The following is a 16,791-nucleotide window of genomic DNA, read 5'->3' on the forward strand; positions in this document are numbered from 1 at the left end:
TGGAAACCTGAAAAACTCCAAAAACAAATTGATTTTCTCAATCTAAACCAAATTCCATTTACTTTCTCTTCCTATGATTGTATTGATGAAGCGGGAAATTTAATGTATAAGCAAGTTGTTCCTCCAATAAATATGACTTATAAACAGTTGTATTTTTGTAACTATGTAGGCAATCTTACGGGAATTTATGACACGCATTTTTTTGGTAAAATTCCCATTTCACCTATCAGGAAACGTCAAGATTGGATGCACTGGCTTACTATTCTTAAAAAGATTAAAAAGGCGCAAGCGGTACCAGAAAGTTTAGCGTATTATCGGGTGAGAGAAAACTCTATTTCGGCTTCAAAATTCGATTTAGTGAAACATAATTTTGCCGTTTATAAGCAGTATCATGGTTTGAATTGGATTGTAGCGATAGGATGTATGACTGTGTTTTTATTTACTCAGTTAGTCATAAAACCACTTTATATTAAACATTTACCAGTTCTGAAGTAAATTGTTTCAGTTTTCCTCTTTTACTTCTTTTTAAGTACGCTTTTCTAACGAAACTAAATTTCAAATTAGGTTCTAGATAAGATGCAATAGCTTGTTCTATTTTCTGAATTTGAATTTCACTTAGGGGTTTTTCACTAACGTATTTTACGTTAAAGGAATCTAGATGTGTTTGTTTAATAGTAAACTCTTTGACATTACCATCGTCTTCAATAATACTTTTAGTAATATAGTAAAAGGTCAGTCCTGGTGATTTTTTTCCACTTGGCAAATAGGCCACATCATTCGTACGTCCTATTAAGTTTTTAAGAATTGGTTTTGCTACTGTACTTTTTTCATCCAAAACTCCAATATCTCCTAGATCATAGCGAATAAAAGGATGCGCTTTATTGAACAATGATGTGATAACAATACGCCCTTCTCTACCATATGGCAAAACATTGTTATCCTTGTCCAAAATTTCTACAAACAGCGTTTCAGCATTTATTTGCCATTCCCCCTTTGTATTTTGAAAAGCAATTAAATCCAATTCGGAGGCACCATATTCATTGATAATGGGGATTCCTAACTGTTTCTCTAATAGTTTTTTATCCTCTTCAAACAGCATTTCAGAGGTTACCATACATCCTTTCAAACTAGGACAAAGGTCTTTGAGAATAATATTTTTATTTTGTAAAAACTTAGCAAATAAAACTATGGAACTAGTATATCCATTGATATAATCAAATTTTTTAGTTTTGAATTGGATTAAAAAATTCTTTAAGACCGCATCGGATAAATCAAAAACTGAAAATCGATACCTACAAGCGAACACATCTTTCAACCGTTCTGTGTAATACCCTATAAAATCATTTGGAATTCCATAAAACCGAGCTTGGTATGACTTATTAAGGTCAATATTATGCCATCCAAAACGCATAAAGTTTGAAGCCCAAGTTAGAGCATGACAGTACTTATCTTTTGCAAAAATAAATGGTGTTCCACTAGATCCTGAGGTTTTGTTTACATAAACAGCATTATTTTTATAGCCTTTAGAAAGTCTTTCTTTTAAGGGGCTTTGAAGGTTTTTTTTGTTCAAAATAGGAAGTGATTCCCAGTTTTCATAATTGGATGAACCTGCTATTTTTTTGTAAAAAGAATTGTTTTTTAGATGAAATTCGACAATTTCTTTTTTTTGTTTTTCAATAAAAACAGCTTTTTCGTTTTCGGATAAGTTTACAATTTTATCCAAATCTGCCTTAGCTTTCTTTATCGGAAAGCCATTGAGTTGAAGTGATGCGTCAAAAAGTGAAAACATAGCGTTATTTGTTTGTTCAAAAATACCATTAAACACGCATGTTGATCGTTTTCAACTGATAATTTATTCGAATTAATTCTATTTTACACTTAAAACCAATTATTTTTGCATCATCATTTAAAAATATAAAAACATTACTCATGAATATTTTACTACTAGGTTCCGGCGGAAGAGAGCATGCATTTGCATGGAAAATGATTCAAAGTCCACTTTGTGATACGCTTTTTGTAGCGCCAGGAAATGCTGGAATGGCTTCTATTGCGACTGTTGTAGCGATTTCACCTACTGATTTTGAAGCTGTAAAAACCTTGGTTTTGGAAAATAATATCCAAATGGTGGTAGTAGGACCTGAAGACCCATTAGTAAAAGGTATTTTTGATTTCTTTAAAAATGATGCGCAATTAGCTGCTATTCCTGTGATTGGACCATCACAATTAGGAGCTCAATTAGAAGGAAGTAAAGAGTTTGCCAAAGAATTTTTGGTAAAACACAACATACCAACAGCAGCTTATGATAGTTTTACTGCTGAAACAGTAGAGCAAGGATGTGCTTTCCTTTCTACTTTGCAACCGCCGTATGTATTAAAAGCAGATGGATTGGCAGCTGGAAAAGGAGTTTTGATTATCCAAGATTTGGCTGAAGCACAACAGGAATTGAGAAACATGCTAATAGGACAAAAATTTGGTGCTGCAAGTGCAAAAGTAGTGATCGAAGAATTTCTAGATGGAATAGAATTGAGCTGTTTTGTTTTAACAGATGGTAAAAGCTATAAAATATTGCCCACTGCCAAAGATTACAAACGTATTGGCGAAGGTGATATGGGATTAAATACAGGTGGTATGGGAGCCGTTTCTCCAGTTTCATTTGTAACTGACGAATTGATGCAAAAAATTGAAACGCGTATTGTACAACCTACTATTGATGGCTTCCAGAAAGATGGTATTGAGTACAAAGGTTTTGTTTTCATTGGGTTAATCAATGTAAAAGGAGAACCTATCGTGATTGAATACAATGTGCGTATGGGTGATCCAGAAACGGAAGTGGTTATTCCGAGATTAAAAACAGATTTAGTCGAATTGTTTTTGGCTGTAGCCAATGAAAAACTAGACCAAATCACTTTAGAAGTAGATGAAAGAAGCGCAACGACCGTGATGTTAGTTTCTGGAGGCTATCCTGAAGATTTTGAAAAAGGAAAAATAATCACTGGATTAGAAAACGTAACCGACTCAATTGTTTTTCACGCAGGAACAAAATTTGAAGGTACTGATGTAGTGAGTAATGGAGGCCGTGTAATGGCAATTACTTCTTATGGCGACACTTTTCCAGAAGCTTTAGCAAAATCATATGCAAATATTGAGAAAATTCATTTTGAAAAGATGAATTTTAGAAAAGATATTGGGAACGATTTATTGTAACTCCACAAAAAAATCCTCAATCTAAGTTAAGATTGAGGATTTTTTATTTTCAGACCTACTTAAAATAGGCAATCTGAAGTTATTATTTCAAGAATGAATGCGCTGTAGTGTCTTGATTTTCTGTTCCTGCGTCATCAAATATTCTTAATTGTTTGATCCAATAAACCATTGCTGCGGCACAAATAATCATAAATACCCAGTTAATTGTATTGGCTACAAACCAAGTTTTAAGTTCAAGAGAACGTAAAAAATCAAGGGGAGCAAATAAAATATTTACAAACAGGTATTGAATTCCTTCGAAAAATGCTTTCATATCGTAAAAAATTATGTTGTTTTTTTAATTTAATCAACTGTAAATCCCTTTTTTAAAAGAATCTTTTCAACTTGAAGCCTTCCTTTTTAAACAAATAGTATATTTACAGTCACAAAAGTATAAAATATCCTTATGATTACAAGTGTTTTTAGAAAATCTACACTATTAAATTTTTCGTTAGTAGTAATTTTAATACTAGTTTTCTTTTTTGTCTATCAAATGCAAGATTTGGCTTGGCTAAATTCAGGTGCTTTGGTTTTTGAAAAATTAGGAATTTTGGCCTTGATTTTGGCATCTATTTTTATTTCTAATTTTATAACTAAGAAAAATGGTCTTTCAAAAGACAGTTGTTATATCATTCTGTTTTATCTCTTGTTTTTAATTTTTTTCCCATCTTTATTCAATAACTATAATTTAATTCTAGCCAATTTTTTTGTGCTTTTAGCTTTAAGACGATTAATTTCACTTCATTCTTTAAAAGCTTCTAAAGAAAAAATATTTGATGCTTCGTTATGGATATTTGTGGCTTCACTGTTTCAGTTTTGGTGTGTTTTGTATTTAGTCTTAGTATTTATTTCAATTATTTTTCATGTAGCTCGAGATTATAGAAATTGGATATTGCCATTTATTGCTTTATTTGCTGTAGGAATACTAAGTTTTATAGTTTCATTATTATTTGAATTTAATATTATTGAAACGATTGAGAGAGGAAGAATGGTTATTACAGAAATGAGTTATTTTACTAATAATTATCAAAATGCGGCTTTGTCTATTTATGCTACAATTGCTTTATTCTTTGTTATCTCTATGATTGGAACAGTATCCACTCGTCCTGTACTTCTACAAAACACTTATAAAAAAATTATAGCTTCTTTTTTTATTGGGATTATCATTTTTGTTATTTCACCTAATAAAAGTAATGATTTGTTGGTTTTCACAATTGCACCTCTAGCAATTATGGCAACAAACCATATAGAATTGCCACAATTAAGACTAAAACAAGAACTTGTTTTAGGAGTACTAATATTGTGCAGTTTGTTTGCTTTTTTCTCTCAGTTATAATTTCTTTCCGTAGGCTAGATCACCTGCATCACCAAGTCCAGGAACGATATAGCTATGCTCATCCAGTTTTTTGTCAATGGTGGCTATCCAAAGATGGCAATGGTCAGGAAGATGCTCTTTGAGATGTGCAATCCCTTCAGGAGCGGCAATGATGACTGCTAGATGAATTGCTGCTGGGTTTCCTTTTTCGATTAATTTATTAAAAACAGCTACGATGGATTGTCCGGTGGCGAGCATGGGATCAACCAAAATTAAAGTGCTGTTGTCGTAATTTCCTATAGCTTGATATTCGACTTTAATTTCGAAATAATCATCATCATTAGGATGATGCCTGTATGCTGAGATAAATCCGTTTTCGGCTTGATCAAAATAATTTAAAAAACCTTGGTGAAATGGTAATCCTGCTCTTAGGATGGAACAAATAACAATGGGATCTACTATTTCAGCGGTTTCTTTGATTCCCAATGGCGTCTGAACGGCTATGGTTTTATAGTCTAGTTGTTGACTGATTTCATAAGCCATGATTTCGCCTATACGTTCTATGTTACGACGAAAGCGCATGCGGTCATGCTGAACGTTTATATTGCGAATCTGGGCTAAGAAATGATTGAGAACGCTGTTTTTTTGAGAAATATGATGAATATCCATAATGAAATTATTTGGAGGTACGTGAGTTGCCCCAGACAGCAGCGACAGCCCCGCGTGAAAAAGGCTATTTTTTACGGGAGAGGTAGAGCGACCGGAGGAAGCTCCTGCCACGACCTAGTAAAAAATGCCTTTTGAACAAGGGCTATAGCGAATGGCTGGATTAGGCCCGAAAAATTTCTAAAAAAACGTTTTAAAAGCTTTTATAGAAAGTTGGAATCGAATTTTTTTATAAAAGTATAAAAAGTATCTTTGCTAGACTTAAAACTAAAGATATGTTTTCAAAATTAGCCTATTCTGTTTTCGAACAAAGTATTAAAGATTATCATCAATTTGATAATGTAGATCAACCTATCAATAATCCTTATCCTAAGGAGCAATTTGAGCATTTGCTTTATTTAAAAAACTGGATTGATACCGTGCAATGGCATTTTGAAGATATTATTCGTGATCCCAATATTGACCCTGTAGCGGCTTTGACTTTGAAAAGAAGAATTGATGCTTCGAACCAAGAGCGTACAGATATGGTGGAATATATTGACGGTTACTTTTTGCAAAAATACAGTAAGGTAATTGTTAAAGACGAGGCTAAAATCAACTCTGAAAGTCCTGCCTGGGCTTTTGATCGTTTGTCTATTCTTGCATTGAAAATCTATCATATGAACGAAGAGGCAACTCGTGCTGAGGCATCAGAAGATCACAGAGATAAATGTCAAGCTAAATTGAATATTTTATTGGAACAAAGAACGGATTTGTCAACAGCTATAGATGATTTGTTAACCGACATTCAAAATGGAGATAAATTCATGAAAGTGTACAAGCAAATGAAAATGTACAATGATGATGAATTGAATCCTGTTTTGTACCAAGGGAAGAAATAATTAGCTTTTACTTTGTCAAAAAAAATACAACATATAGCCGTCATGAGACTATCCGCAATGGGGGATGTCGCCATGACGGTTCCTGTTTTACGGGCTTTTGTAAAACAGTATCCAGAGGTAAAAATCACGGTGGTTTCTAGACCTTTTTTTCAACCTTTTTTTGATGGAATTCCAAATGTTTCTTTTTTTGCTTTTGATGAAAAAAAGCAACACAAAGGGTTTTTAGGATTGTTCCGTTTGTTTAACGAACTAAGAAAAAGGGATATTGATGCTTTTGCCGACTTGCATAATGTGTTGCGTTCTAAAGTTGTTCGAAATTTATTCGCTTTAAGCGGAAAAAAAGTAGCCGCTGTGGATAAAGGTCGTCAAGGAAAAGCAGCATTAACTAGGGCAGTCGACAAAATTTTTAAGCCTTTGCCTACGATGTTTGAGAATCATTCTAAAGTCTTTGAACAGTTAGGATTACAGATTGATTTATCAAATCCTATTTTTCCTAAAAAAGCCGTTTTAAGCGATGATTTGAAAACGATGATAGGTAATCCTCAAAAACTGATAGGAATTGCTCCATTTGCTCAATACGACACAAAAGTCTATCCTCAAGACTTAATGCAAGAAGTGATTACAGCACTATCTAAAAATTCGGATTATTCTATTCTGCTTTTTGGTGGAGGGAAAAAGGAAATTGCCATTTTAGATTCTTTTGCTTCTGGCAAATCGAATGTCATTAATATGGCAGGAATAATAAAATTCAAAGAGGAATTGGCGCTCATGACTAACCTTGATGTGATGCTTTCTATGGATTCTGGAAATGCACATATTGCGGCAATGCTTGGCGTAAAGGTGGTTTCACTTTGGGGCGCTACACATCCTTATGCTGGTTTTATGCCGTTCAATCAACCTTTAGATTATGCTTTGACTGCTGATAGAAAGCAATATCCATTATTGCCAACATCAGTCTACGGAAATAAAATTGTACTTGGTTATGAAAATGCTATGCGAACGATTTTAGTTGGGGATGTTATAACGAAAATTGAGGAGAACTTAAAATTATCAAAAAAACTACCCGCAAAGTAGTTGACTTTTGGGGTAGTTTTTTGTAAAATGGATTACTCCTTAAAATTTTAGAGTTACTCCTGCTAAGAAGTTAATTCCTGCTTGAGGATAATAATACGGATATACATCCCACATATACCCATTTGAAACGTATTTTCTGTCCATGAAGTTATTTACTAATCCTGAAAACACAATCGATTTGAAAATAGTTTTGGGTTTTATTTCATAAGAAACATTAAAATCATTCACAAAATAATCCGATAATTTAGCATCTGGTAATTCGATATTATTCATGTATTGGCTACCAACAAATTTTTGCATCCAAGAAATATGTAAAGCATCTATTGGAGAATATATAATACTATTTCCGACAATAACAGACGGAGAATAGGCTATTTCAGTAGTCCCATAATGTTGACCATCAACGGCTAAATCGATATTTTTATTAGCACTTAAAGTAAAATTAGGTCGCAAAATTAATTGATTTGTAACCGCAATAGTTGCATCTACCTCTAAACCTAAACGATAGCTTTTTTCGCTATTGGAACGAATTGGCGCACCAACTTCATCTAAGTTTCCAGTTAGAATCAATTGGTCTTTATAGGCCATATAATAAATATTTGAATTCAGCTTAAGCTTTTCAGAGACATATCTCCATCCCAATTCAAAATCATTTAATTTTTCAGGCTTTGCATTACCATTTTCATAATCGGTTCTATTAGGCTCACGATTGGCTCTAGCATAGGAGAAATACAAAACATTATTTTCATCAACATTATAATTCAAACCTGCTTTTGGGTTAAAAAAATTGAAATTATCACTTACAATTCCAGTATCATCACCATTTGCTTTATAAGTTACATTTCGAAATTGTAAATCTCCAAAAAGACTTAGTTTAGCACCCACTTGATAATTGGCTTTAGCAAAAAAATTGCCATCGGTTTTAGTTGCGTTGTCATCATAATAACGATCATTCAACTCACTTTTTGATGCAAAACGTGCCCAAATCACCTTTCCAAAATGATTTCCTTCATATTTATTATAGCCACCACCAAAGACTAGATTTAATTCATTGTTTTTATAATTTGCTGAAAAAGTAGTTCCATAAAAATCATTATCCAACCATTTTTGACGAATCAAGTCGGTTGTAGTCTCGGCTCCTACAGGATCTAATCCGTAATCCTTAAAATCTGCATCTTCTTTATAGTTTTCATAAAATCCTTTTCCTTTGGTATAATGAAAAGCTAAATTTGTATTCCAGTGATCGGTTATTTTTTCATTCCAATGCAACTGAGAATGATCTTGTTGGTAATTATCGGTTTCATTATCATAAAAACGAGTATTCCCAAACTCATCAGTGTAAATTCCAATTGGATTTTGCCTTCTGTCTTTAGCTAATGTTTCTTGATCAATACCCCAATAGGCTTGGTAGGTTTTTTGGGTACCTCCAAAAACCAATGCTTTAATTAAGGTTGTTTTACCCACATAAGTTCCTTGTAAAAAATAGGATTTCATATCGGCAGTCGCTCTATCAATATAACCGTCTGATTTTAAAGCAGACAAACGACCGGCCAATTCAAAATGATTGTTCATTAAACCCGTACTAAATTTAACGGTATGTTTATGGGTATTAAAGCTACCGTAAGAATTTGAAATTTCTCCTGTACTTTCTTTTGCATAATTATCGGTTAACATATTCAAACTAGCGCCAAAAGCACCTGAACCATTTGTAGAAGTTCCTACACCACGCTGTAATTGCAAACTTTGAACAGATGAAGCAAAATCAGGCATATTTACCCAATAAGTTCCATGACTTTCAGAGTCATTATATGGAATTCCGTTGATCGTAACATTGATACGAGTCGCATCACTACCACGCACTCTAATTCCAGTATAACCTACCCCATTACCAGCATCAGAAGTTGTTACGACAGATGGCATATAGTTCATTAAAATAGGAATGTCTTGCCCTAAATTACGAGGAGCAATATCCTTTTTGTCTAAATTGGAATAACTTACTGGTGTTTTTGAAGTAGCGCGAACTGCTGAAATTAATACTTCATCCAATTGATTGATCATAGTAGTGTCTTTTACCTGTATCTGGGAATAAGAGAGAAAAGAGAAAAGAGAAAAGAGAAAAGAAAAACTTGCTCTTAAAAATAATGACTTTATGACTTTGTGACTTTGTGACTTTGTAACTAAAATAGTGTTCATCCGTAAATAAATAGTACGAATAAAAGGGGGAATTATTCTTTTTTTGTTAATTGATTAAAATGATTTGATAAAAAAATAAATATTGTTATTTTTTATCTTTTTCCCTTGACAACATTACTCGTCTAGGTTCGTTGGGTATAATCTCAGCTGTCATTCCATTTTTGGAATCTAGCACCCCTTTGAGACGGCGCAAAGGTAAATAAAGAAAAAGGAAATTGAATTTAAAACATAATTATTTCTTAAATTATAGTTTTAAACACCAGTTTATTAGCGGTTTATAATTCCGGGCGCCTTCTATTTTTTTTAATTTCAGAGGTGTTTTTCTTATCTTTTATTCGCTTTCTAATAGCTGATTTTGGGATTTTTGTTTGCTTTCGAGGCTTGGGAATCTTTAATCCTTGTTCAATGATTTGTAAAAAGCGTTTGATAATAATGCTTTTGTTTTTCAATTGACTGCGATCTTCGTCACATTGTAGCATTAAAATGTTTTCGGAAGTTAGTCTTGGAGCAAGTTTTATTTCTAAAAGTAATTTTTCATCTGTAGAAAAGACTTCAGATTTGTTCAAGTCAAAAGACAATACAACCTTAGAAGAAACTTTATTAACGTTTTGTCCTCCCGCACCACTGCTTCTTACGGCTTTAAAATCAAGTTCTTTTATGAGTTTTTCAATTTCCATCTTATGTGTTTTAAAAAAAAACTAATCTCTTTGATGTGCAGGTTTCAGTAAGTCATTCACTGTTTTCACTGGATTAAAGGTCAATAAAGGAACCTGAACAAAAATCGTTAACCAATGAGCCATTCCACCATTCCATAAGCCTGGAAGTTCAAGCCCTTTTATAGCAATTCCACCCACGTTTTTATCTACCACAAATCCGCTGTTATGATCTACAAACTGAGTCAAATCGAATTTTTCATTTTTATAGTTTTTTACACCACAAACCAAATCTACAGGGTTAAAATGTGTGGCTTCTTGAAGTATTTTGGCTTGTTTGGGTTGAGATGAATCTACTTGATTGGATTCTACAATTTGCAATGAAACCTCATTTTTCTCATTACGGACCCAAAAAGGACCTCCTCCGGGTTCTCCTTCGTTTTTCACCATTCCACAAACACGTACAGGTCTGTTGAGTATATTTTTGATTGATTTTATTTTATTTACTAAAGTGAAAGAATCAAAATTAGATTCCATTTCACGATTCAATTTTTCTTTTATGAAATGAATAATTTCTAGAATTTGACTTTCATTCAATTGACCATTTTCTATTTGATTCAAATAATCAAAAATACGGTGTTGTAAAGCTACCAAAACACCAGCCAAAGCTTTTTTATATAAGGCTATATTTTCATTATTATGCAAAATAACATTATCGATGTTTTTTAAAAAAATAATATCAGCGTCTAATGTATTTAAATTTTCAATCAAAGCACCATGCCCTCCAGGTCTAAAAACTAATGTTCCATTTTCATTTCGAAAGGGATTGTTTTCTAAATCAACAGCTATAGTATCAGTTGATTTTTTTTGAAACGAATAATCCACAGCAACGTTTGTTTGTGTTTCTTTTTCTACTAAATGTTTTACCGAATTTAAAATGGATTCAAATTGTGGTAAATGTACTTCTGAAACAGTAAAATGTAGACTTGAAACACCATTGACACTAGAATAATACCCACATTCATACAAATGCTCTTCAATAGGTGTGGCTATCGTATTCCAATAAACGTGAAAAGGCAAAATCCCTTTTGGTTTATTAGCAAAATCAAAATAATCAGGTGAAAGCAATGTTTTTATAAAGTAGTAGTTTTTATAATCTCTACTTAATGAATTAAAGTTTGTGTGGATTTCTTTTAATTTGGTGTATACTTCTTCAAAAAAAGGGAATTTATCCATTCCTACAATAAAAACAGCTAAATCAGTGGCTTTATTTCGATTAATGTATGCATTGATTGTTTCGTTTTCAATATCAAAATCATTCAAGAAGGCATTCAAAAATTTAAACATTCGTGTAGCTGCTCCCGAGGCAGGAACAAACTTTAGTAGTTTTAAATTTGATTTATTGGCATCAAAAAATAAAGCGTGAGTATGAAAATCCCCTTCTGAAAAATTGATTATACCGTTACCTAAAGTAGCAGGAGCAACTAAATTAGTTTTAGCAATTCCGTTTTTCAAATAGCCTAGTTGTTTCTTAATGTTCTCTAACGAAATACCATTTTCAGTTATTTGTTCTAAATCAGCAACCGAAAATCCTAAATCCATTCTATCTCCCTCCAATTCTGGCTTATTTACTGTATGATTCATACTTCTTTTATTACTTTGAAAATCTGTTTTTATTCCTTTTTCAAACTTTGGCATCAAATTTAACCTTTTTGCCGAATATGACTAAGTTATTATTACGTCCTTTTTATTTTTTAATATTCTGTGCCATTCTAAATAAGCGGCAATTGCTAAGAAAGTAAAAATTAAATATTGTAATGATAACATACCTAGACCACGATAAGCATACAATGGCGTGGCGATGGCATCACCAATAATCCATAAGGTCCAGTTTTCTATTTTTTTATTGGCCATAAACCACATTCCTGTAAAAAATAATCCTGAGGTGAAAATGTCAACGTAATTGTCCCAATTGATTTTGTAATTAAAAACAGTATAAACACCATATACCACAAAAAGAGTTACTACAAAAAGGATAAATCCAATTACTTTTTCGGTGAAATTCGTTCTCGTAATAGGAATATGATTCTCGTCTTTGTCTTTTTTCGCCCATTGGTACCAACCATAAATACTCATAATAGAGAAATAGCCATTAATTAGCATATCGCCTAAATAACCAGCCAAAAAAAGCAAATAAACGGTAATTACTGTTGCAATCAAGCCTATGGGGTATAAAAGGATGTTTTCTTTTTTTGCCAAAATAACACTCCAGATACCGCAGACAAAAGCAATGAATTCTAATATAATTTGGTTTATTGGTGTTTCTTGGTAAGCGTTTAAGAAGAAATCGAGCATTTGATTTTAGATTGAGGATTAACGATTTTGAAGTCAGATTTTTTATTTATAAGAAAGCAAATACAGATGGTTTATATAACGCGGATTTGCTAATTTTTAAATGATTTTGATTTTAAGTAAACCGCTTAAAGCGGAATTAGCGCCAATTAATTTATTCCGTAATTGCAAAAATAAATGTTTTTAAAATACATTTGCGAATCTGCGGTTGTTTTTAAGAGGTGTTTGCATTAAAGTATAGTTTTGAAAAAATTCAAATCTTTTTCGAAAGCAGTGCCAATGACCACGATATCTGCACCAGAATCATATATTTTATTTATTTGTTCGAAAGCGATGATGCCACCACCAACGATTACTGGAATGTTCAAGTTTTTTGAAACCAATTGAACCATTTCGGTCGGAACAGCATTTTTTGCACCGCTTCCAGCTTCGAGGTAAACGAGTTTGTTTCCCATCATTTCGGCGGCTTGAGCAGTTGCCAAAGTTAAATCGAGATTATTTCGATCTAACGGTTTGGTTCGACTAACTTTTTCAACGGCTGTAATCGTACCGCTTTCAATCAAAAGATAAGCTGTTGGGATGATTTCGAGTTTAGTTTGTATTAAAATAGGCGCCGCTTTAACCTGGTGTTCAATCAAAAAATCAGGATTACGACCTGAAAGTAACGAAAGAAATAAAATCCCATCCGCTTCTTTGGATATTTGAGAAGGATTTCCTGGGAAAAGTATAATAGGTAAATTAATTTTTTCTTTCAGTCGAATGATTAACTCATCAATTCTATTGGTTCTAACGAGGCTTCCGCCAATGAAAACATGGGTAGCGGGTGATGGAATAATTCTTTCAATTAATAGTTCTAATTGCTCCCAAACAATTTTATCGGGGTCTAAAAGAATGGCTAAAAGCTTCCTATTATGGGCTTTGGCATTTACTATTTCTTGATATATGTTTTGGTTGTTTTGCATCAGGTTGTAAAAGTAAAAGCTTTTTTTAGAAGCACAAGGTCTATATTTGTAAAACCCTACAATCTATAAAATAAAAAACATGATTGCGATTGACTTATTGGAAGAATACGGTGGATTTATCAAAGAATACAACAAAGCAGAAAGTATCTTTGAAGAAGGAAAGTTACCTACGCATTATTACCAAATTCTTTCGGGTGAGGTAAAAATGAACAATTACAACGATGAAGGTCGGGAATTTGTTCAAGGCTTTTTTTATAAAGACCAATGTTTTGGCGAACCACCTTTATTCATCAATCAAGTGTATCCTGCTAATGCCATTGCGGTAGAAAACACGCAATTGATGTGTATAACTAAAGTACAGTTTTTTGAATTATTAGCTCAAAATCCTACTATCAGTCTTAAAATCATTGAAAACCTTGCGCAACGATTGTATTATAAAGCGGTTATGGCTGCCGAAATTTCGACACACGAACCCGAGCACCGTGTTTTACGTTTGCTAGATTATGCTATTACTCATTTTAATTTAAAACAAGATGATAATGGTTATCTCATTCAGTTTACCCGCCAACAAATAGGAGATTTGACTGGTTTGCGAGTTGAAACCGTGATTAGAACTATTAAAGCGCTTGAGAAAAAAGGTGAACTTCAAATTATTAATCGGAAAGTATATCGAAAAATGCCATTTTTATGATTTGAGTCATAAATAGGAGGAGTGGTTGCGTTTTATCTTTGATGTAATAAAAAAAAAGATATTATGATAACTTACAACAGTATTTTAAGAGATTTTGACGATAATTTTATTCCATCTGCTACAATGATCGTTTTAGCGCAAAGTTGTCTAGGAGGTGTAGCTGCAATGAGTGTTCTGGTAAATGGAACTTCAGTAGGGCAAATGATTCAACTAGCCATTGTGGTATTTATTAGTATATTGACAAATACGTCTATTTTAGCACAAATGTCACACAAAACTATTTTTAACTTTACCTTAGCGAGTATTGTAATTAATACACTGCTTATCATTTTAAACCATATCTAATGCCAAGAAAAAATATCGAAAACCGAGAAGACATTTCCTTATTAGTAAGGACTTTTTATGATAAAATAAGAGCTGACAAAGAAATTGGTCCTTTTTTTAACGAAATGATTACGGACTGGGAACCTCATTTAGAGAAGTTGACAGATTTTTGGGAAATGAATCTTTTTGGTGGAAAGATATACAAAGGCAATCCGCTGGAAGCACACAATAAAGTTGATGATTATTTTGGGAATACGATAAGTTCAAATGAATTTGGGATTTGGTTGAATTTATGGTTTGAGACTCTAGAAGAATTGTTTGAGGGTGAGAATGTCGAAATTCTTAAACGTAGAGCTCGAAAAATGGGGACTTTCTTGATGGTAAGTATTTTTGAGAATCGTGCTAAGAATAAGTAGAAATTTTTTGGAACACAGATTGTAGAAATTAAAGAAATTTGTAGAAATCTCTTAGTGACCTTTGAGTTTAAATAGCTTAAGCCTCCAATGCATATACTAATCCAAACCCCTCAATAGATTCGTAATAAATATTGAATTTTTTATGGATGTTTCCAAAGTTTAGCTCGGCAGTGGTTTGCTTTTTTTCTAGATCGAAAGGATTGACAGTGATGTGGTCTTTGAAGCTGATTCCTTTTTCGTTTTGGATTTTGAAAATGGCTTCTTTGGCTCCCCAAATGACGGTGAGTTTTTGAACATAAACTTCTAAATTGTTTTTATTCAAATACTGAAACTCTTTATCACAGAATTTGTCAGCGATGCGGATGATTTTTTCTCGGTGTAATTCAATGTCGATACCTATGCTTTTGTCACTGATGATGATGGCCGAAAAATGATGTGAATGAGTGATGGAAATGTATTTTTCGTCGTTTAAATGCGGTTTGCCAAATTCATCATAGTATAAATCCAAATCATTATAACCTGCTTCCTGTAATAATTTGCGAACACTTAAAAACCCCCTTTGGTGTATTTGAGATTTCATTCCGTCTAGTCGCACACGGTTTTGCATATTGAGAACTACCCCTGAAAAGAGTTCTTCAAAAGTTTCGGTTATTTCCCAAACTAAAATTTGGGTTTGTGAGTCAAAAAAATGGTTCTTATATAATGGCATTATAATGGTATTGCAGGTTCACTAGCCCCGATAGTAGCGGAAATCCTTGTGGCGGCGGGCATTTATGCCGCCACAAGATTAGAGCGCATAGCGGGAAACAGCTCCAAATGAAGTGTTTGCGGATTTATATTTTGCTGGTTTAGAAAACTTTATGATCGTAAACAACTCATAAATATATGTGAATCCTTTTTAAATCGTAAGTTATTATGTAAATTTGCAAAAAATTTATAATTACAAATATACTATAAATGAGTACATCAACTATGCCTTATGTGGCTTTCAAAGTAAAAGACATTTCTCTTGCGGCTTGGGGAAGAAAAGAAATTGAATTGGCTGAAGCTGAAATGCCAGGTTTAATGGCGCTTCGTGCAGAATATGCAGCCGAACAACCTTTAAAAGGTGCTCGTATTGCAGGATGTTTGCACATGACGATTCAAACGGCTGTTTTAATCGAGACTTTAATTGCTCTTGGTGCTGAGGTGACTTGGTCTTCTTGTAATATTTTCTCTACTCAAGATCAGGCTGCTGCTGCGATTGCCGCTGCGGGAATTTCTGTTTACGCTTGGAAAGGTTTGAACGAAACTGATTTTGACTGGTGTATTGAGCAAACCTTATTCTTTGGTGAAGATAGAAAACCATTGAACATGATTCTTGATGATGGTGGAGATTTGACAAACATGGTTATTGACCGTTTCCCTGAATTGGTTCCTGGAATCAAAGGATTGTCTGAAGAAACTACAACTGGAGTACACAGATTGTACGAAAGAGTAAAAGCGGGAACATTACCAATGCCTGCTATTAACATTAATGACTCGGTTACTAAGTCTAAATTTGATAACAAATATGGTTGTAAAGAATCAGCAGTTGATGCGGTTCGTCGTGCAACCGATTTGATGTTGGCTGGAAAAAGAGTAATTGTTTGTGGGTACGGTGACGTAGGAAAAGGAACTGCTGCTTCTTTTAGAGGTGCGGGTTCTATTGTTACAGTAACTGAGATTGATCCAATTTGTGCTTTACAAGCAGCAATGGACGGTTACGAAGTGAAAAAATTAAGTACAGTGGTTGCTAATGCTGATATCATTATTACTACAACTGGAAACAAAGATATTATCTTAGGTTCTGACTTCGAGCAAATGAAAGACAAGACTGTTGTTTGTAACATTGGTCACTTTGATAACGAAATTGATATGGCTTGGTTGAACAAAAACCACGGTGCATCAAAAATCGAAATCAAACCACAAGTTGATAAATATACAATCAACGGAAATGACATCATCATCCTTGCTGAAGGTCGTTTGGTAAACCTTGGTTG

General features: G+C 33.3%; 17 protein-coding genes and 1 pseudogene. 9 read left to right on the plus strand and 9 right to left on the minus strand.

What is annotated here, in order from left to right; translation table 11 throughout:
- Positions 1-495: pseudogene (locus WBQ70_RS07590) on the plus strand (glycosyltransferase family 2 protein); the annotation flags it as partial.
- Here WBQ70_RS07590 and WBQ70_RS07595 read toward each other — a convergent pair.
- The gene (locus WBQ70_RS07595) at positions 470-1,789 is read right to left on the minus strand and encodes a phenylacetate--CoA ligase family protein (protein ID WP_423912465.1); all 1,320 of its coding nucleotides are present in this window, start codon (positions 1,787-1,789) and stop codon (positions 470-472) included. The pseudogene WBQ70_RS07590 and the gene WBQ70_RS07595 overlap by 26 nt on opposite strands.
- Positions 1,790-1,929: 140 nt before the next feature.
- Here WBQ70_RS07595 and purD point away from each other — a divergent pair, with 140 nt between their 5' ends.
- A complete protein-coding gene (purD, locus tag WBQ70_RS07600) occupies positions 1,930-3,204 on the plus strand; it encodes a phosphoribosylamine--glycine ligase (RefSeq protein WP_423912468.1) in 1,275 nt (424 codons plus the stop codon).
- Between the two features lie 82 nt (positions 3,205-3,286).
- Here the strand turns inward: purD and WBQ70_RS07605 are convergent, their stop codons facing one another.
- Positions 3,287-3,517 (minus strand): DUF6341 family protein, encoded by a 231-nt coding sequence (locus tag WBQ70_RS07605; RefSeq protein WP_423912471.1) that lies wholly within the window; start codon positions 3,515-3,517, stop codon positions 3,287-3,289.
- A gap of 132 nt (positions 3,518-3,649) precedes the next feature.
- On the opposite strand from WBQ70_RS07605, the gene WBQ70_RS07610 reads away from it, so the two are divergent.
- Positions 3,650-4,579, plus strand: coding sequence for a DUF6427 family protein (locus WBQ70_RS07610; RefSeq protein ID WP_423912473.1), 930 nt, complete (start codon positions 3,650-3,652; stop codon positions 4,577-4,579).
- Here WBQ70_RS07610 and upp read toward each other — a convergent pair.
- On the minus strand, positions 4,574-5,227 hold the full coding sequence (gene upp / locus WBQ70_RS07615; RefSeq protein ID WP_423912476.1) for a uracil phosphoribosyltransferase: 654 nt from the start codon (positions 5,225-5,227) through the stop codon (positions 4,574-4,576). The genes WBQ70_RS07610 and upp overlap by 6 nt on opposite strands.
- A 272-nt stretch (positions 5,228-5,499) precedes the next feature.
- On the opposite strand from upp, the gene WBQ70_RS07620 reads away from it, so the two are divergent.
- The gene (locus WBQ70_RS07620; RefSeq protein ID WP_423912478.1) at positions 5,500-6,105 is read left to right on the plus strand and encodes a DUF4254 domain-containing protein; all 606 of its coding nucleotides are present in this window, start codon (positions 5,500-5,502) and stop codon (positions 6,103-6,105) included.
- 42 nt (positions 6,106-6,147) lie between these two features.
- Positions 6,148-7,179, plus strand: a complete 1,032-nt coding sequence (locus tag WBQ70_RS07625; protein ID WP_423912481.1) for a glycosyltransferase family 9 protein — start codon at positions 6,148-6,150, stop codon at positions 7,177-7,179.
- Between the two features lie 39 nt (positions 7,180-7,218).
- Here WBQ70_RS07625 and WBQ70_RS07630 read toward each other — a convergent pair whose 3' ends face one another.
- From WBQ70_RS07630 to WBQ70_RS07650, 5 genes are all read right to left on the minus strand, one after another.
- Positions 7,219-9,372 carry a TonB-dependent receptor gene (locus WBQ70_RS07630; RefSeq protein ID WP_423912485.1) on the minus strand — a complete coding sequence of 718 codons (2,154 nt, stop codon included), beginning with the start codon at positions 9,370-9,372 and terminating at the stop codon, positions 7,219-7,221.
- Positions 9,373-9,647: 275 nt separating this feature from the next.
- Complete coding sequence (arfB, locus tag WBQ70_RS07635) at positions 9,648-10,049, minus strand: alternative ribosome rescue aminoacyl-tRNA hydrolase ArfB (protein WP_423912488.1); 402 nt, start codon at positions 10,047-10,049, stop codon at positions 9,648-9,650.
- Between the two features lie 21 nt (positions 10,050-10,070).
- The gene (locus WBQ70_RS07640; protein WP_423912490.1) at positions 10,071-11,723 is read right to left on the minus strand and encodes a DUF4301 family protein; all 1,653 of its coding nucleotides are present in this window, start codon (positions 11,721-11,723) and stop codon (positions 10,071-10,073) included.
- A 27-nt stretch (positions 11,724-11,750) separates the two neighbouring features.
- A complete protein-coding gene (gene pnuC / locus WBQ70_RS07645) occupies positions 11,751-12,380 on the minus strand; it encodes a nicotinamide riboside transporter PnuC (protein WP_423912493.1) in 630 nt (209 codons plus the stop codon).
- 227 nt (positions 12,381-12,607) lie between these two features.
- The gene (locus tag WBQ70_RS07650) at positions 12,608-13,339 is read right to left on the minus strand and encodes a geranylgeranylglyceryl/heptaprenylglyceryl phosphate synthase (RefSeq protein ID WP_423912495.1); all 732 of its coding nucleotides are present in this window, start codon (positions 13,337-13,339) and stop codon (positions 12,608-12,610) included.
- Between the two features lie 79 nt (positions 13,340-13,418).
- Between WBQ70_RS07650 and WBQ70_RS07655 the strand changes: the two genes are divergently transcribed.
- From WBQ70_RS07655 to WBQ70_RS07665, 3 genes are all read left to right on the plus strand, one after another.
- Positions 13,419-14,030: a Crp/Fnr family transcriptional regulator gene (locus WBQ70_RS07655; RefSeq protein WP_423912498.1), complete on the plus strand. Its 612-nt coding sequence runs from the start codon at positions 13,419-13,421 to the stop codon at positions 14,028-14,030.
- 63 nt (positions 14,031-14,093) lie between these two features.
- Positions 14,094-14,375 carry a hypothetical protein gene (locus tag WBQ70_RS07660; protein ID WP_423912501.1) on the plus strand — a complete coding sequence of 94 codons (282 nt, stop codon included), beginning with the start codon at positions 14,094-14,096 and terminating at the stop codon, positions 14,373-14,375.
- Entirely contained in the window at positions 14,375-14,770 is a 396-nt protein-coding gene (locus tag WBQ70_RS07665) for a group III truncated hemoglobin (RefSeq protein ID WP_423912504.1), read from the plus strand. The genes WBQ70_RS07660 and WBQ70_RS07665 overlap by 1 nt, the downstream gene beginning before the upstream one ends.
- Positions 14,771-14,846: 76 nt before the next feature.
- On the opposite strand, the gene WBQ70_RS07670 is transcribed toward WBQ70_RS07665, so the two are convergent.
- The gene (locus WBQ70_RS07670; protein WP_423912507.1) at positions 14,847-15,479 is read right to left on the minus strand and encodes a 4'-phosphopantetheinyl transferase family protein; all 633 of its coding nucleotides are present in this window, start codon (positions 15,477-15,479) and stop codon (positions 14,847-14,849) included.
- Positions 15,480-15,727: 248 nt separating this feature from the next.
- Here WBQ70_RS07670 and ahcY point away from each other — a divergent pair.
- Positions 15,728-16,791 (plus strand): adenosylhomocysteinase (ahcY, locus tag WBQ70_RS07675; RefSeq protein WP_423912509.1); only part of this gene is annotated, 1,064 nt, incomplete at its 3' end.

Origin of the sequence: Flavobacterium sp. (assembly GCF_049590715.1) — a bacterium.
Taxonomy (GTDB): domain Bacteria; phylum Bacteroidota; class Bacteroidia; order Flavobacteriales; family Flavobacteriaceae; genus Flavobacterium.

Excerpts from the sequence above, each read along its gene's own strand:
- WBQ70_RS07595 (WP_423912465.1), bottom strand. The coding sequence starts at position 1,789 with ATGTTTTCACTTTTTGACGCATCACTTCAACTCAATGGCTTTCCGATA.
- WBQ70_RS07655 (WP_423912498.1), top strand. The coding sequence starts at position 13,419 with ATGATTGCGATTGACTTATTGGAAGAATACGGTGGATTTATCAAAGAA.
- WBQ70_RS07670 (WP_423912507.1), bottom strand. The coding sequence starts at position 15,479 with ATGCCATTATATAAGAACCATTTTTTTGACTCACAAACCCAAATTTTA.
- WBQ70_RS07650 (WP_423912495.1), bottom strand. The coding sequence starts at position 13,339 with ATGCAAAACAACCAAAACATATATCAAGAAATAGTAAATGCCAAAGCC.
- WBQ70_RS07630 (WP_423912485.1), bottom strand. The coding sequence starts at position 9,372 with ATGAACACTATTTTAGTTACAAAGTCACAAAGTCACAAAGTCATAAAG.
- purD (WP_423912468.1), top strand. The coding sequence starts at position 1,930 with ATGAATATTTTACTACTAGGTTCCGGCGGAAGAGAGCATGCATTTGCA.
- WBQ70_RS07605 (WP_423912471.1), bottom strand. The coding sequence starts at position 3,517 with ATGAAAGCATTTTTCGAAGGAATTCAATACCTGTTTGTAAATATTTTA.
- WBQ70_RS07610 (WP_423912473.1), top strand. The coding sequence starts at position 3,650 with ATGATTACAAGTGTTTTTAGAAAATCTACACTATTAAATTTTTCGTTA.
- WBQ70_RS07660 (WP_423912501.1), top strand. The coding sequence starts at position 14,094 with ATGATAACTTACAACAGTATTTTAAGAGATTTTGACGATAATTTTATT.
- pnuC (WP_423912493.1), bottom strand. The coding sequence starts at position 12,380 with ATGCTCGATTTCTTCTTAAACGCTTACCAAGAAACACCAATAAACCAA.
- arfB (WP_423912488.1), bottom strand. The coding sequence starts at position 10,049 with ATGGAAATTGAAAAACTCATAAAAGAACTTGATTTTAAAGCCGTAAGA.
- WBQ70_RS07640 (WP_423912490.1), bottom strand. The coding sequence starts at position 11,723 with ATGCCAAAGTTTGAAAAAGGAATAAAAACAGATTTTCAAAGTAATAAA.
- upp (WP_423912476.1), bottom strand. The coding sequence starts at position 5,227 with ATGGATATTCATCATATTTCTCAAAAAAACAGCGTTCTCAATCATTTC.
- WBQ70_RS07620 (WP_423912478.1), top strand. The coding sequence starts at position 5,500 with ATGTTTTCAAAATTAGCCTATTCTGTTTTCGAACAAAGTATTAAAGAT.
- WBQ70_RS07625 (WP_423912481.1), top strand. The coding sequence starts at position 6,148 with ATGAGACTATCCGCAATGGGGGATGTCGCCATGACGGTTCCTGTTTTA.
- WBQ70_RS07665 (WP_423912504.1), top strand. The coding sequence starts at position 14,375 with ATGCCAAGAAAAAATATCGAAAACCGAGAAGACATTTCCTTATTAGTA.